The sequence below is a fragment of the Streptomyces sp. NPDC036813 genome (assembly GCF_055609245.1).
On record NZ_JBVJPV010000006.1, the window covers coordinates 206,162 to 221,408 of the forward strand.

General features: G+C 73.1%; 12 protein-coding genes. 2 read left to right on the plus strand and 10 right to left on the minus strand.

The genetic code is table 11. The features are described 5' to 3' along the window. Positions 1-156: 156 nt before the first annotated feature. Positions 157-1,296 carry a winged helix DNA-binding domain-containing protein gene (locus tag ACZ67Q_RS15365; protein WP_471181546.1) on the minus strand — a complete coding sequence of 380 codons (1,140 nt, stop codon included), beginning with the start codon at positions 1,294-1,296 and terminating at the stop codon, positions 157-159. Between the two features lie 132 nt (positions 1,297-1,428). On the opposite strand from ACZ67Q_RS15365, the gene dnaN reads away from it, so the two are divergent. Continuing rightward, on the plus strand, positions 1,429-2,568 hold the full coding sequence (gene dnaN, locus ACZ67Q_RS15370; RefSeq protein WP_471181549.1) for a DNA polymerase III subunit beta: 1,140 nt from the start codon (positions 1,429-1,431) through the stop codon (positions 2,566-2,568). Positions 2,569-2,598: 30 nt separating this feature from the next. Here dnaN and ACZ67Q_RS15375 read toward each other — a convergent pair whose 3' ends face one another. Together ACZ67Q_RS15375 and ACZ67Q_RS15380 are read right to left on the minus strand one after the other, a co-directional pair. After that, entirely contained in the window at positions 2,599-4,155 is a 1,557-nt protein-coding gene (locus ACZ67Q_RS15375) for a prenyltransferase/squalene oxidase repeat-containing protein (RefSeq protein WP_471181552.1), read from the minus strand. 71 nt (positions 4,156-4,226) lie between these two features. Next, a complete protein-coding gene (locus ACZ67Q_RS15380; protein ID WP_471181554.1) occupies positions 4,227-4,712 on the minus strand; it encodes an NUDIX domain-containing protein in 486 nt (161 codons plus the stop codon). Between the two features lie 141 nt (positions 4,713-4,853). Between ACZ67Q_RS15380 and ACZ67Q_RS15385 the strand changes: the two genes are divergently transcribed. After that, entirely contained in the window at positions 4,854-6,140 is a 1,287-nt protein-coding gene (locus ACZ67Q_RS15385) for a cytochrome P450 (protein ID WP_471181557.1), read from the plus strand. Here ACZ67Q_RS15385 and ACZ67Q_RS15390 read toward each other — a convergent pair. The 7 genes from ACZ67Q_RS15390 to ACZ67Q_RS15420 all read right to left on the minus strand — a co-directional run bounded on the left by ACZ67Q_RS15390 (position 6,137) and on the right by ACZ67Q_RS15420 (position 15,233). Then, entirely contained in the window at positions 6,137-7,243 is a 1,107-nt protein-coding gene (locus ACZ67Q_RS15390; protein ID WP_471181560.1) for a ferritin-like domain-containing protein, read from the minus strand. The genes ACZ67Q_RS15385 and ACZ67Q_RS15390 overlap by 4 nt on opposite strands. 211 nt (positions 7,244-7,454) lie before the next feature. Then, on the minus strand, positions 7,455-7,871 hold the full coding sequence (locus ACZ67Q_RS15395) for an ATP-binding protein (RefSeq protein ID WP_471181562.1): 417 nt from the start codon (positions 7,869-7,871) through the stop codon (positions 7,455-7,457). Between the two features lie 131 nt (positions 7,872-8,002). After that, the gene (locus ACZ67Q_RS15400) at positions 8,003-9,502 is read right to left on the minus strand and encodes an APC family permease (RefSeq protein WP_471181564.1); all 1,500 of its coding nucleotides are present in this window, start codon (positions 9,500-9,502) and stop codon (positions 8,003-8,005) included. A 134-nt stretch (positions 9,503-9,636) separates the two neighbouring features. Continuing rightward, positions 9,637-11,004 (minus strand): aminotransferase family protein, encoded by a 1,368-nt coding sequence (locus ACZ67Q_RS15405; protein ID WP_471181565.1) that lies wholly within the window; start codon positions 11,002-11,004, stop codon positions 9,637-9,639. A gap of 55 nt (positions 11,005-11,059) precedes the next feature. Beyond that, positions 11,060-12,532 (minus strand): aldehyde dehydrogenase family protein, encoded by a 1,473-nt coding sequence (locus ACZ67Q_RS15410; protein WP_471181568.1) that lies wholly within the window; start codon positions 12,530-12,532, stop codon positions 11,060-11,062. Between the two features lie 295 nt (positions 12,533-12,827). Then, positions 12,828-13,757 (minus strand): LysR substrate-binding domain-containing protein, encoded by a 930-nt coding sequence (locus ACZ67Q_RS15415; protein ID WP_471181571.1) that lies wholly within the window; start codon positions 13,755-13,757, stop codon positions 12,828-12,830. Positions 13,758-13,796: 39 nt separating this feature from the next. Beyond that, positions 13,797-15,233 (minus strand): MFS transporter, encoded by a 1,437-nt coding sequence (locus ACZ67Q_RS15420; RefSeq protein WP_471181574.1) that lies wholly within the window; start codon positions 15,231-15,233, stop codon positions 13,797-13,799. Positions 15,234-15,247: the final 14 nt, after the last annotated feature.

Here is a 15,247-nt window from a genome sequence, read left to right on the forward strand (position 1 = left end):
GAGGGAGCCCCGGCTGACTGTTCCGTCAATCAGCCGCGAGCGGCGAAATCCTGCCGGCGGGCCGGCGGCAGGGTGACCGGGAGGAGCACGTCGAGGGCGTACGGCGGTCCGTCGACGAAGTCGCCGGGGTTCCCGCACAGAGGTCCGGTGACCGTGCTACGCCTTGACCGTGCGGGTCTCGACGCCAGGGAACCCCTTGGCCCACCAGTGGCCGTAGTAACCGTAGACCGCCGGATCACGCGCGGCGAGCACCGCCGTCAGTCTCTCCGCCTCCTCGGTGAGTCCGCGCCAGGCGGTCCTGCCGAGCCGATGGAAGGCGGTCAGCTCCAGCCCGTCGTCGTGCGCGCGCCACACTCCGGCGACCTGCCCGTCGACGAGCAGGCACGGGAGCGTGTCGCCGTTGCGCCGGGCGACCAGTGGCCGGTACTCCTCGGGGACGAGCCGACCGGGGCCGGCGTGGGCCAGGAGGGCGCTGTCCCACATGGGCAGCAGCCGTGGCGGCGCCGGGGTGTCCTCGGCCGGCACGGTGGCGTCCGGCACGTCGAACAGCGGGGCGCGGCCCGGGCCCGCCACGCGCACGAGCTGGTCGCCGAGCTCGTGCACCGCCTGTGTGATCACCGGGCTCGTCAGCAGCGTGAAGCGGGCGAAGTCCCGCGTCGACGCGGGGCCGAACGCCCGCAGGTAGGCGAGCAGCAGCCGTCGTACGCCGGCGGCCGCCTCCTGCGGCTCGGCCTCGAAGGCGGCAGGAGCGGCGAGGTAGGCGTTCCGCTGCCTGAACGACCACGGTCCGCCGGTCGGCGCGTGGTGCACGGGCGCGTAGGTGCGCAGCGCCCACCACACGCGCTGCGCGTGCTCGCCGAACCGTGCGGTGATCTCCTCCTGCACCTCGGCGCCGGTGCGGGGGTGCGCCAGGAACCCGGCGAGCTCGGGCAGCAGCGCGTCCGCGTCCGCGGGGGTCAACCCCGTCGCGGTGAACCGGCGGTCGTACAGCCGGGCCCCGCGCAGCGTGCTCAGCATGGCCGCGCGGAAAGGGATGTAGTCGTCGGCGTGCACGGCGTGCAGTGTGATCCGCATGAGGGTCGCCTTCACGATCCGGCGGTCCGCGAACGCCGCGTCGAGATCTTCGGGCGCGAAGTCCCGCACGCGGTTCCACAGCGCCAGGTACGGCGACGCCGGTGACTGTGCCTGGAGGGCGCAGACGCGGCGGACCGCCTCGACGACGTCGAGGCGCCGGCGTTCGAGCAGGAACTGGCGGTCCAGGGTGGCCAGGGCGAGTTGGCGCGCGGTGAGTCTCACCCCCGGATTGTGCCGCGTCGGCCGGGGGACCGTCGGCCGCACCCGGAAGCGGTGTGCTTCAGAGCGGGTGTTGTCAGTGGTGGCGTATAGCGTGCGCGATCAACTGGTGTCGGGCGGTGGGGAGTAGGACAGATGCGGTTCCGGATCGAACGCGACGCTCTCACGGAGGCGGTCACCTGGGCGGCCAAGTCGCTCCCCGCACGGTCGCCGGTGCCCGTGCTGGGCGGCCTGATGCTGGAGGCGGACCAGGGGCGGCTGCGCATCTCGGGGTTCGACTACGAGGCGTCCGCGAAGATCGAGGTGCCGGCGGACACGGCGTCCGCGGGGCAGGTGCTCGTGCTGGGACGCCGGCTGCTGGACATCTGCCGGGTGTTGCCTGACGCGGTGGTGGCGTGCGCGCTGGAGAGCACGCGTTTCACGGTCGAGGCCGGTGGTACGCGCTTCGGCCTGTCGATCCTGCCCCGGGAGGAGTATCCGGCCCTTCCCGCGCTTCCCCCGTCGCGCGGCACGGTGGATGCGGCGGAGTTCGCCGCGGCCGTGGCGCAGGTGGGGATCGCCGCGGGGCGTGACGAGTCGCTCCCGGTGCTCACCGGGATCCAGCTGCGGCTGGACGCCGGGTCCATGACGCTGGCCGCGTCGGACCGGTACCGGTACGCCGTGCGGTCGGTGCCCTGGAAGCCGGAGTCGGCGGACACGGACGGGGTGGAGATCGTGGTGCCGGGTCGCAGGCTGGCCGAGATCTCCCGTTCGCTGGCCAAGGCGGGGATGATCCGGATCGGGCTGAACGGCCCCGGGGACTCGGGGGCCGGGCTGATCGCCTTCGAGGGTGACGGCATGCACACGACGGTGCGGCTGCTCGACGGACGGCTGCCGCGCTACGACAGGTTGTTCGCCCTCGACGGTCCGGCGGTGGCCGTCACCGAGCGCGAGGCACTCGCCGAGGCCGTCCGCCGCGTCTCGGTCGTGGCGGAGCCGAACAGCCCCGTCCGGCTGGACTTCTCCGCACGGGGGACCGTCCTGCTCCAGGCCGGCTACGCCGACGATGTCGCCTCGCAGCAGGTCGCCGCCACGCTCAGCGGTGCCGACGACCTGACCGTGGCCTTCAACCCCGCGTACCTGCTGGAGGCGCTGCAGTCCTTCGACGCGTCCCAGGTGCGCTTCGCACTCCTCGGGCCCGGACAGCGCACACTGCTCAGCGCCGCGCCCCAGGCGGACGGGGCGCCCGGGGAGGACCACCGTCACCTGCTGATGTCGGTACGGCAGCTGAGCTGACAGGCATGCACGGCCGGTCCTCGGACGACGTCATCGCGCGGCGCCCGCGGCCGGGGGCGCGGTGGCGTGGGCCAGGGCGAGCAGCACGAAGACGTCCGCCAGGACCGGTACGTCGAACAGCAGCGGCCGGGGGCCCGCCTGGTCGGGGCGGCTGCGGTAGCCGCCGTCGGGCTGCTGCCGGGCGACGAGGTGGGCCAGCGCCCGGTCGCGTGCGGTGCGGTGGCCGGGCAGGCTGCTGAGGGCGATGACGGCGTAGGCCGTGGTGACCGGGTCGCTGCTGTCGCCGCGGGTGTGGCCCCAGCCCCCGTCCGGGTGCTGTGTGGCGGTCAGGTGGCGCAGCGCCCGCTCGGCCGCCGCCGTGAAGGCCGGCGTCTCGGGGTGGTGCGGGTCCGTGCAGCGCAGGGCGAGCACCGCGCGGAAGATCGCGTTCGTGGCGCTGCGGCTCCAGCTGCGCTCGAACGTGCCGTCGGCCTGCTGACGCCGTGCGACGTGGCGGACGGCCGCGTGGACTGCTTCCCGATGGGCCGGGTTGGGGGCCAGCGCGGTGGCCGCGGCCGCCGTCATGGCGATCTCGGAGCTGGTGCCACGGGCGAAGGTGGGGAAGCCGCCGTCGGGGTTGCGGACGCCGAGCAGGTACGCCTCCGCCGCGCCGATGGTCGCCCGGTGCCGCTCGGGCGCCGCCCGGCGCAGGAACTCCAGTGCGTAGCAGGTGTCGTCGACGTCGCTCTGCCGGACGCCGGGGTGGAAGCCGAATCCGCCGTCCGCGTTGCGGCGGACGGCCAGGGCGTCGGCCATGGCCGCCACTTCGGCGGCGGTCGGCTCGACGCGGCACAGGGCGAGTCCGGCGACCGCGGTGGCGAAGAGGTCCAGGCCGTCGACGAAGGGCACGCCGCCGTCCGGGCGCAGCCGGCCGGCGATGTGCTTGAGGGTGTCGCCGAGGGCGGCGCGGTGACGCGGGCAGTGGCGCAGGGCGAGCAGGGCGAGCAGCTGCGCGAAGTTGTTGCGTTCCCAGGCAGGCCCGGCTTGCAGGGCCGGCAGGAGAGCCTGCCAGTCCGCGTCGTTCACCATGGCGGTGCGGTGGGTGCCGTGGGCGGTGAGCACCTTCAGCGCCGCCATCTCCATCCGGAGCCAGCTCTGCTGGCCCGTCGCGTCGTACGCCTCCCAGGACGCCACGGGGTACTCGGTCGCGCCGAGCGCGGCGAGCAGGGTCTGGAACATCAGCCGCTTGCGGTCGGCGGTGAAGTGGTCGAAGGCACCGAGTCCGTCACGCAGCGCTCCTTCCGCGTCGCAGTCGCGGCCGAGGGCGGCGTGGGCGACAGCACGCTGCAGGGGGTCCGGCGGATCGTTGTGCAGCGAGGTGTGCAGGAAGGCGGTGAGGCGGCGGGCCGCTTCCGGTTCGGCGTGTTCCGCGTTCAGCAGGGCGAGGGCGAGCGCGGATTCCAGGACCCTGCCGGCGCACGGGGCGGGCAGGAGGCCGTCCGGTCCTACGGCGGCGGCGATCCGCCGGGCCAGCCGGTCGCGGCAGCGGGTGACGGCGGCGTCGAGGTGTGCGGGCGTCGTGCCCGTGGGCGTCGGTGATGCGGTCACGGTGTCTTTCTCGCGTCGGGCGGGTGGGGGTACCCGGACAGGGTGGGGACAGGTGCGCGCCGTGGCCCCGGTCAGGCGAACAGGCGGGTCAGGACGCGGTGTCCTTCGGGGACGAAGGGGCTCGGCATCCGTGCGAGCAGCCGGCGCGGCGGAACGAAGAAGTGCTCGGCGATCTCCCGCGGGTTCACCCGCAGCCCGGTCGGGATCTCGGCCACATGCACGGCGAGCCAGCAGTCACCGACCGGGGACGCGCACCGGGTGCGGAGCACCTGGCGTGGTGCGGCTCGCACGCCAAGCTCCTCGTGCAGTTCACGGACGGCCGCCTCCCGGTAGCTCTCCCCGGCTCGGGGGCAGCCGCCGATCAGGATGTCGTGGTGGGCGGGGTAGACCGGGGCTCGCGGGGATCTGCGGTAGACCAGGAGACGTCCCGACCGGTCCAGGCACACGGTCGCGGCGACCCGGTAGCACAGGCCGTGAGCGGCGGCGCCTCCGCGTGGACCGCATGCCACGGGGCGGTCGTCCGCGTCCACGTAGTCCACGGTTTCCAGTGCCGTCACGCCGGTGTCCTCAGCTGCCGATGGCCGTTCCGCCTGCGGATACTACTGCACGTGATGATCAAGATCCGCAGGGTAATATCCCGGCCTGTCGCCGCGGTGCCGTCCCACGGGTGCCGCCGGGCCGTCCGACTCAGGAGCGCCATGACCCTCGACGAAGCCAGGAGCACGCCTGCGCACGCTCCGAACGACATGATCGAGCTGCTGCGGGAGGCCGCCGAAGCCGGCCCGCTGACCGCCTTCCGCATCAGCGACCGGCCCTGCGTCCTGGTCACCGGTCCCGAGCAGACGCAGCAGGTCCTGGCCCGGCGGCCGGACGTCTACGTCAAGCGGGGGCACCGCGCCCGGCGGCTGCTCGGCGACGGTCTGATCTCCGCCACGGGCGAGGCCTGGAAGCGGCAACGCAGACTGCTGCAGGCGCAGTTCACCGTCGCCGGGACCAGACGCTGGGGGCTGCACATCGCCGCGGCCGCCGAACGCGTCGCCCACCGCTGGGAGGCGGCCGTCACCGCCGCCACGCCCGTGGACGTCGGGCAGGACATGCGGCTCTTCGCCCTCGACACCATCTGGCGTTCGCTGACCGGCACCGCCCTGGACGAGGTGACGCGGCGCGAACTCGACGCCGTCGACACGGTGGTCGCCTCGCTGCCCACCACCGCCGGCGGCGCGCCCGACCCTTCGCTCGCCGTCGACGAAGCTCTGCGGCAGATCGACACCACCGCCCACCGCGTCATCGCGACGGCCCGGGCCCACCGCACGCGGGACACCTCCGACCCCTCCCCCACGTTGCTCGGCCTGCTCCTCGACGCGTCCGGAACCGACCCGCGCTACACGGACGCGCTCATCCGCGACGAGCTGGTGACCCTGCTCGTCGCCGGTCACGAGACGACGGCCCAGACGCTGTGCTGGCTGTTCGTCCTCCTCGACCAACACCCCGACGTCCACGAGCAGTTCCTCACCGCCTACGCCGGCGCACAGGACGCCGCCCGCCGCGATGCCCTGCTCACCGCCCTGGTCCAGGAGACGCTCCGGCTGTATCCGGCGGTCTGGCTCATCCCGCGGCACGCCGCGCGGGACGACGTCCTCGACGGGCATCCGGTGTCCGCGGGGACGAGCGTGCTGGTCTGCCCGTATCTCACTCACCGCATCCCGGCACTGTGGCCGGAGCCCGAACGCTTCGACCCGTCCCGGTTCCTCCCGGAGGGCCGGCGGCCCGACCACCCCGCCGCTCACCTGCCGTTCGGCAGCGGGGCCCGGGCCTGCCTCGGACAGCACTTCGCGCTCCAGGAGATGGTCACGCTGCTGCGCCTGCTGCTCCCCGCCTACCGGCCGCACCTCACCGCTGCGCCCCGCACGGCCGTCTTCGGTGCGAACCTGCGGCCCCAGGGGTCGCTCCGGGCGACCCTCACCAGGGTGCGGGGCGCCGGCTAGGCGAGGACGCGGAACTGGGGGCCGTACGTGGCCCGCGTGCCGGGGATCTCGGTCTCCATCAGCCTCACGGCGGGCTCCTCCAGCCCGCGCATGGCGTGGACGGCCGCGCCCAGGGTGCGGGGGTCGCCGCCCGCCCAGGACTCGTCGAGGGTGTCCAGCAGCGTGGTGTAGACGGTGTCGAAGCGGTGCAGGAGCTGCTGTACCGGCGCCGGTGGCCGGGACCAGCCGCCGGCCGGGACGCGGGCCATCGGGCGCGCGTCGGGGAAGGGCACGGGCGGGCCGGTGAACTTCCAGCCGTTCTTCGTCTCCCGCAGCTGCCGGCCGTGGTAGATCTCGCTGAATGCGTAGTAGTGCGCCGGGTGGTCGTCTTCGAAGGAGTCGGCGGGCGACCGGCTCGTGCCCTCGCCCTGCTCCCTGATGATGTCGAGGGAGCGCTCGACGTCGAGGAGGGTCTCGACCGGCCTCAGTTCGTCGGCGCCGACGTGCGCGGACAGCTGTCCCCGCGCCGACAGCTCCGGCGCCACGGCCCAGAAGCCGTTCAGCAGGTGACCGTAGAAGGTACCGACGGTGGGCGAGGTGCTCCCGGCCCGGGTGAGTGCTTCCTCCGGGGCTTCGACGGCCATCATCACGTCGTGGAGGAAGGGCTTGGTGAGGCCCGACAGGTACAGGCTCACCCCGGCGCGTACGCCGCCGGGCAGCGGGCCGGGGTACGCGGGCGCCGCCGCCTTGATCCGCGGCCGCCCGCCCACAGCCACGAGCAGGTTGCACACCACGCCCAGGTGGTACATCTCGTCGTCGACGATGCGCCGAATCAGGCGCGCCGCCTCGCCACGGCGGTCCCTGACGGACCACCAGGCGCACAGGTACGGCGGGATGACGCAGAGCTCCAGCTCCACGGCGACCTGAAGGGCCGCCCTGAGCCATTCGAGGCCGCGGCCCTCCTCGGGTACGGACAGCAGGCGGGCCACGGAACCGGGATTCGACGGTTCGGGTGCGCTGCCGGGCAGTGCGGCGGCGGCCGCCGGGCCGGCGACCGCGGTGGTCGACGCGCCGGCCGCCACAGCGGCGGACGCCAGGAAACTCCTGCGCTTGAACGGAGCCACAGCCGGCCTCTCCGCGTCTTCCCTCACACCCGCCACCCTCGCCTCGGCTCACAGTCGTGGCCCCGCCTGCGCTGGAGGCGTCCGGGCCCTCGGAACAGCTCGCGAAGCTAGCAGGGATCACCGCGGCCGAGAGGCTTGACGGGCGCGAGCGGCGGCTTCACCACCCTGTCGGGCCAACCCGGCGAAGTGCCGGAGGCGGTCCTCTTCCCCGTCAGCCGTCCTGGCGGGACGGTGGCCGGAAGCAGGCGATGACGCTCTTGCCGTGTGGGCAGGACTTGGCCGCCCAGTGGTCGGCCAGCGCGTCCATGAGCAGGATGCCGCGGCCCCCCGGCTGCAGCGCGTCGGGCCGGCGGGGGGCCGGCAGGACGGGTGAGGAGTCGTGCACGGCGACGTGCAGGCACTGGCCGTCCCAGGACATCACCAGCTGGGCGGAGCTGTGCCCGTGCACGTGTGCGTTGGTCACCAGTTCCGACACGACCAGCAGGACGTCGTCCGCCGTATCGGGTGCGCTGCTGGTCCAGCCGAGTTCGTCCAGATGGGCCCGCGCCCAGTCGCGTGCCGTCTTCACCTGACTGCTGAGCGGCAATGAGCGCGCCCAGCCCACCGCGCGAAGCGAACGTCCGTCCACGTTTTCCCTGCCTGTGCCGATGTCGGGGTCGACTGTCCGGCTACCCGCGCAGGGCGCGGGTAGCCATTCCACTTCGGGTGGTCAGGGGTTCGCTTGTTCGGGCGGTGCGGCCGGCCGTCCCGGCGGGCCCGTCAGGAGGGGCGCGTCGTCGCAGGTGAGGCTTCCGCGCGGCGGGCCACCGCCACGCCGATGACGCCGACGACGAGCAGGAGGGCGACGGTGCCGAGGGTGAATGCCTCGAAGGCGGTGCGGGAGACGCCCCAGACGTCGCGGAAGACGTAGTCGAGGCCGAAGAGCTGTTCGAGGACGCCGGGGAAGAGAGCCGACCACGAACCGATCAGGATCCATGCGTAGACGACCGCCGCGCAGAGCAGGAAGCCGCGGTCGCCGAACGGGACGCGGTAGGGCCGCGGGACCTCCGGCCGGCGGACGCGGAGCAGCACCAGCGCGGGGACGACGACGAGGTAGGACAGCAGCAAAGTGGTGACGGCGACGGTGAGGACCACGGCGAACACGTCGGCCGCGTCACCGCCCGCGAACCGCATCGCGGCGAGCATGAACAGCGTGGCCACGGCTCCGGAGAGCAGGTTGGTGCGCACCGGTGTGCCGAGCCGGGGATGGAAGGCGCCGAGGGCGCGGGTGAAGAAGCCCCCGTCGGCCGCTGCCATGGCCTGCATGCGGTCGCTGACGATCATCCAGGCGCTGCCCTGGGTGAGGAGGGCGAAGACGAACATCACGGCGGTGGCCTTCAGCAGAGGGCCGGCGGCGGCGCCGTAGACGGTGAAGACGAGGCGGGCGCCTTCCATGAAGCCGCCGATGCCGGTGACCTGGCGGGCGGGCACGACCGCCAGAAGGGCGAGGACGGGCAGCAGGTAGCAGCAGGCGGCGACGGCTGCGGAACGGCCGAGTGCGGCGGGCACGTCGCGCTGGGGGTCGTGCATCTCCTCACCGGCGGCGTTCGGCGCCTCGAAGCCGACGTAGGCGAACAGCAGGATCGGCACCAGGGCGAGGAAACCGGCGGTGGTCGGCGCGAAGCCGGTGCCGGTCAGACCGTGGAAGCCGTGCCGCACGCCGTAGAAGAGGGCCGTGAGGGTGAACCCGGCGAGGGCGAGGACCTTCGTCGCCGCGCCCGCCGTCGTGATCCACTTGCCGCGGCGCAGGGAGACGACGGCGGTGAGGATGGCGGCCCAGACGAACAGCAGCTTGAAGGCGTAGTCGGCCACCGTGCCCGAGCCCAGGGGGAAGACGAAGCCGTCCCAGGTCTGCGCGGCGAGGAAGACCAGGGAACCGCCCAGCCAGATGGGGTTGGTGACCCAGTACATCAGGGTCGTCAGCGCGGCCGCCGGACGGCCGAGGGCCAGCTTGACCCAGACGTACGGGCCGCCCTCCTGGGGGAACGCGGCGCCGGTCTCGGCGAACAGCAGGGCGTAGGGGACGAGGAAGAGCAGGGCGATGACCGCGGTCCAGGTGGCGGCCTCGCCGCCGCCGGTGGCGATCTGCCCGACGGTGTCGAAGGAGATGACCGCGGCGATGGCCATGGCGGTGATGTCGAAGCGCTTGAGGCTGCGTTGCAGGGTGCCGTCCGCGGGCTGGGACGCGCGGGGACGGGGCGTGGAGAGCTTGGAGGACACGGGCAGTTCCTAGGAGGGGAGGGAAGAGACTGCGGGGGGCGCGTGCGGAGCGCCGCTACGGTGCGGGGTCCGTGTCGGATGGTGCCGGGTGCGGAGGGCCCGGCCGGCGTGGCCGGGCCCTCGGAGCGCGGGTGTCAGGCGGCGCGGATCTCGCCGGTCGGCTCGGTGCGCTCCAGGACGCTGCGCAGCGCGGAGGCCGCTTCCTTCGCCTCCGCCTCGGTCATGATCAGCGGTGGGGAGAGCACCAGGCTATGCGCGGAGTCGCGCACGATGACACCGGTCTCGCGGCGGATGACGTCGTGCGGCATCCGGTCGGGGCGCAGGGGCAGGGGGGCGCGGGTGGCGCGGTCGGCGACCAGCTCGACGGCGAGCATCATGCCGACCGAGCGGATCTCGCCGACGATCGGCAAGTCGCCGAGCTGAACCTGGAGTTCGCCGTGCAGGGCGGCGCCGAGGCTGGTCGCGCGGGCGAGGAGGCCCTCCTTCTCGATGATGTCCAGGTTGGCGGTGGCCACCGCGGTGGCGACGGGGTGGCCGTTGTAGGTGTAGCCCATGGGGAAGCCGTGGTCGCGCAGCAGGACCTCGGCGACGTGGTCGCCGACGAGCAGCGCGCCGAGCGGGACGTAGCCGGAGGTGATGCCCTTGGCGGTGACGATGATGTCCGGGGTGACGCCGAAGTACTGGGCGGCGAACCACTCGCCGACGCGGCCGTAGGCGGTGACGACCTCGTCGAAGATCAGCAGGATGCCGTGCCGGTCGAGGACCTCGCGCACCCGGGGCCAGTAGTCGGCCGGCGGGACGAGCATGCCGCCGACGCCCATGATGGGCTCGCCGATCATCGCGGCGATGTTCTGCGGGCCGATCTCCGCGATGCGCTCCTGAAGTTCGCCGACGAGGAAGTCGGTGACCTGTTCGGGGCTCAGGGGCTGGTCGCCGTACAGCTCGGAGCGGTACGGCCACGGGGGCGTGAGGTGGGAGACGTGCGGCATCATCGGCGCGAAGCCCTCGTGGTAGACGGGGAAGCCGGTGGCCGAGCCGCCGCCGTAGCCGATGCCGTGGTAGGCCTTGCTGCGCGCGAGGATCCAGGTGCGGCTGCTCTCGCCGCGCCGGTGGTGGTGGTAGCGGGCCATCTTGATGGCCGCCTCGTTGCCCTCGGAGCCGCCGGACGTGAAGTAGACGTGGTTCAGCGGGTCGGGGGCGAGGGAGGCCAGGCGCGCGGCGAGTTCGATCGCCCGCTCGTTGGAGAACTCCCAGAAGCTGGTGAAGTACTCCAGCTGCTTCATCTGCTCGTGGGCCACGTCGGCCAGTTCGGTGCGGCCGTGGCCGACCTGGGCGAGCCAGAGGCCGCCGGTGGCGTCGAGGTAGCTGCGGCCCTCGGTGTCGGTGAGGCGGCAGCCGGAGCCGGAGGTCATGACGACGCGTTCGGTGGCGCTGCCCGGCAGGTAGGGGTGGATGATGTGCGCGCGGTCCAGGCGGACGAGGTCTGCGGCGTCGAGGGTCATGGGTGGTGCGTCCTTTGCTGCGGTGGTGGGTGGTGGGGCCGTCGGGTCCGCGCGGTCAGCCGTGCGCGATCCAGGTCGTCTTGCGGCCCGTGTACTTGTCGAAGGAGTGCAGGGAGAGGTCGCGGCCGTAACCGGACTGCTTGAAGCCGCCGAAGGGGGTGGACGGGCTGAGCGCGTCGACGGTGTTGACGGACACGGTGCCCGCGTGGAGGGCGTCGGCGACGCGGTGGGCGCGGGCGAGGTCCCGGGTCCACACGGACGCGGCCAGTGCGTAGGCGCAGTCGTTGGCGAGGCGTACCGCCTCGGCCTCGTCGTGGAAGGGCAGCACGGTGAGCACCGGGCCGAACAGTTCGTCGCGCCACAGCGGTGCGTCGGGGCCGAGGCCGGTGACGACGGTGGGGTCGAGATAGGCGCCGTCGCGTTCGGGGCGGGTGCCGCCGCACACGAGGGTGCCGTCCGATGACGCGAGGGCGGCGAGGATGCGGGCCACCTGTGCCTCGTCGACGAGCGGTCCGAGGCGGGTGGCCGGGTCGAGCGGGTCGCCCGGCTGCCAGGTGCGGGCGTGCCCGGCGACCCGGGCGGTGAACTCCTCGGCCACGGAGGCCTCGACGAGCAGGCGGGTGTTCGCCGAGCACACCTGCCCGGCGTTGTAGGCGAAGCCCCACGCGGCGCGTTCCGCGGCGGCCTCGAGGTCGGCGTCGGCGAAGACCAGGTTGGGGCTCTTGCCGCCGGCCTCGGGCCAGACCTGCTTCAGGTTCGACTCGGCGGCGTAGGCGAGGAAGCGCTTGGCCACGGCGGTGGAGCCGGTGAAGACCAGGGTGTCGACGTCCGGGTGAAGACCGAGCGCCCGCCCGGTGCGCTCCCCCGGGCCGGGGACGACGTTCAGCACGCCGTCCGGCAGACCGGCCTGCGCGGCGAGTTCGGCCAGCAGCAGTGCCGACAGCGGGGACTGCTCGGCCGGCTTCAGTACGACGCTGTTGCCGGCCGCCAGGGCGGGCGCCAGTTTCCAGCTCGCGATGTCCAGCGGAAAGTTCCACGGCACCACGGCGCCGACGACGCCCAGCGGAGCGCGGCGCACGAGGGCCAGGTTGCCGGGCGGGGCCGGGGCGATCTCGTCGTAGAGCTTGTCGACGGCCTCCGCGTACCAGGCGAAGACGCCGGCCGCGCCCGGCACGTCGGTGCCGTGCGACTCCGCGATGGGCTTGCCCATGTCGAGGGTGTCGCAGAGGGCGAGTTCTTCGCCGTGCTCCTCGATGAGGCGGGCCAGCGCGACCAGGACCCGCTTGCGCTCCGCCGGTGCGGTGCGTGACCAGCGGCCGTCCTCGAAGGAGGTACGGGCGGCGGCGACGGCACGGTCGACGTCGGCGGCGGAGCCGGCGGCCACCTGGGCGGTGACCTTTCCGGTCGCCGGGTTGACGGTCGGGATCCAGTGGTCGTCGGCGGGGTCGGTCCACGTTCCGTCGATGAACAGGCGCGTGCGGGGCGCGAGGTCGGCGGCGCGCTGCCGCCAGTGGGCGTATGTCTGCATGCTGTGGCCTTCGATTGCGTCGTCGGGCGTGGCGTACCGGTGCCGGGTTCGGCTCGGAGGTGACTCCGGGCCGTCTCGGGGGGTGCCGCCTCGAAACGGCGGGGCGCGGCAGGGGTGGGGGGCTCCCGGGAGGACGCCCACACCATTCTTTGAGTTGAAATTCAAACAATAGGGGAACCACTCGTCAATGCCGTGGGCAGAAACTTCTCGCCGGGATTGAAGCGCACAGCAAAGAACCGGCCCACCCTGCAAGACAGGGTGGGCCGGCTCGTCGGACGGCAGCGATGTGCGGCGCTCAGGCCTCGGTGGGCGAGGCGGCGGCGATCCCGCGCAGCAGCTCCATCACCGCTCGGGCGCGGGCGGTCTGGGTCATGCCGTCCACCGAGGCGATCTTGACCTCGAGCGGGGGGCCGCCGTCCCGCAGCCGGAGTTCGGCGACCTCGCCGCCGCCGTAGGTCTGACTGGTCGCGGGCCGCTGGTTGAGCACCGAGTAGCCGAGCCCCTGGGCCACGAGGGAGCGCACGGTCTCGTAGCTGCGGGTGCGGTAGCGGACGTCGGGCGCGGTGCCGGTGGCGGCCACCAGCGAGCGGAAGTAGTCGCGGCTGTGGGCGAGGTCCAGCAGGACGAGCGGTTCCGCGGCCAGTTCGGCCAGCTCCACGCTGTCCTGGCCGGCCAGCGGGTGATCGGCGGCGACGATGACGTAGGCCGGGGCCCGGGCGATGGTCTCGCCCCGCAGGCCGGGCTGGGCGGACAGGCCGAGGTCGTAGGTGAGCGCGAAGTCGACGCGTCCCGCTGTCAGCGCCTCGACGAGCTGGTCCGTCTCCGCTTCCAGCACGTCGATCTCGATGCCGGGATGACGCCGGGTGCACTCGCTGAACAGGGGCGGCAGATAGTAGGGGGCCAGGGTCACGAAGCAGCCGACGGTCACGGGGCCGGAGATCGTCTCACCGTCGCCACGGGCCTCCCGTGCGACCTCGCGGGCCCGGGCCAGCAGGTCGCGCGCCTGCTGCTGCAGCCGCTCGCCGGCGGGGGTGAGGGTCAGGCCCCGGCCCCGCCGGCGGATGAACAGCTGCACGTGCAGGTCCCGCTCGAGGTTGTAGATGGCCGCGGACACGGCGGACTGCGCGATGTGCAGCTCCGCCGACGCCTCCGTCATCGAACCCCGCTCGGCCGCGACGAGGAAGTAGCGCAGCTGAACGAGCGTGAAACCCACTGGTGACGTCATACGTGAACCTCGCGCCGGTGACCTGTGTCCGGGACGACCTTATGCGGCTCCCGCCCCGGGCCGGCCGGTCCCGGGGGCGGACGGCGCCCCGGGCACGTCCTGCGGGGCCGGCTCCTTCCGCACCTCCTCGCCGCCGGCCGTGCCCTCCGCCCCGTCCTCGGGGCGCAGCAGGGCCGACCCGGCGGTCTCCCGCAGGGACAGCGCGGCGACGAGCCCGCCGGCGGCGAACACCATCAGGTACGGACCGGGCACCAGGGTGCTGCCGGTCGCGGAGATGAGCACCGTCATCAGGTACGGCACCGTGCCGGCGAACAGCGCGGCGGTGAGGTTGTACGCGATGGACAGACCGCTCTGCCGGGTGCGGGTGGGGAAGATCTCCGCCGACCACACCGCGTACGTGCCGAGGATCGCCGCCAGGATCACGCCGAGCAGCAGCCCCGCGACCCAGGTCCCGGTGAGCCCGGTGCGCATCAGCCAGAAGGCCGGGGTGGAGCCGACCAGGAGGGCCGCCGTCGCGCCGACGAACACCGGCTTGCGCCCCACCCGGTCGGACAGCAGACCGAACACGGGCACGAGGACCAGTCCGAGCAGCGAGATCACCGTGGACAGGAGGGCGGCGCTGTCGGCGGAGTGGCCCAGGTGGTCGGTCTCGTAGGTGACGAGGTAGGTGAGCACGGCGTAGAAGGGCACATGCATCGCCGCCATCAGGCCCGCCGCCTGGAGCAGTTGCCGTTTGTGGGAGCGCAGCAGCTCTCGTGCGGGGCTGCGCGGGATCGAGCCGCCCGCTTCGAGCATCCGGTACTCGGGCGTGTCCTCGATCCTGTTGCGGATGACGTAGCCGATGACGCCGAGCGGCGCGGCGACGAGGAAGGGGATGCGCCAGCCCCAGGACGTCAGCTGGGCGTCGTCGAGTCCGGTGGACAGCAGCAGGAAGGCGAACGAACCGGCGAGGAAGCCCAGCAGGGAGCCGACCTCCAGCCAGCTGACGCCGAATCCGCGACGGCGCCGGGGCGCGCTCTCGGCGAGGAAGCTCGCCGCGCTGCCGAATTCGCCGCCCGCGGCGAAGCCCTGGATCAGGCGCAGGACGACCAGGAGCACCGGGGCGGCGGTGCCGATCGAGGCGTAGCCGGGCAGCAGTCCGATCGTCAGGGTCGCGCCGGACATCAGGAAGATGACCAGGGACAGGGTGCGCTTGCGGCCGATCCGGTCGCCGAGCGGCCCGAGCACCAGGGCCCCGATCGGCCGGATGCCGAACGACACGGCGAACACGCCGAAGACGGCGAGCAACCCCGTCGTGCTGTTCTCGGCCGGGAAGAACACCGTGGCGACGGTGCCGGCGAGATAGGCGTAGGCGGCCCAGTCGAACCAGTGCACGAACACGCCGACGGCACCGGCGGCGACGTTTCTGCGCAGGGCGACCGCGTCGGCGGCCACCACGGCCTCGGTCGGCGGGACGCCGATGTTTCTGGTGCGCATGCGCACCTCCTTGG

Excerpts from the sequence above, each read along its gene's own strand:
- dnaN (WP_471181549.1), top strand. The coding sequence starts at position 1,429 with ATGCGGTTCCGGATCGAACGCGACGCTCTCACGGAGGCGGTCACCTGG.
- ACZ67Q_RS15385 (WP_471181557.1), top strand. The coding sequence starts at position 4,854 with ATGACCCTCGACGAAGCCAGGAGCACGCCTGCGCACGCTCCGAACGAC.
- ACZ67Q_RS15405 (WP_471181565.1), bottom strand. The coding sequence starts at position 11,004 with ATGACCCTCGACGCCGCAGACCTCGTCCGCCTGGACCGCGCGCACATC.
- ACZ67Q_RS15410 (WP_471181568.1), bottom strand. The coding sequence starts at position 12,532 with ATGCAGACATACGCCCACTGGCGGCAGCGCGCCGCCGACCTCGCGCCC.
- ACZ67Q_RS15415 (WP_471181571.1), bottom strand. The coding sequence starts at position 13,757 with ATGACGTCACCAGTGGGTTTCACGCTCGTTCAGCTGCGCTACTTCCTC.
- ACZ67Q_RS15420 (WP_471181574.1), bottom strand. The coding sequence starts at position 15,233 with ATGCGCACCAGAAACATCGGCGTCCCGCCGACCGAGGCCGTGGTGGCC.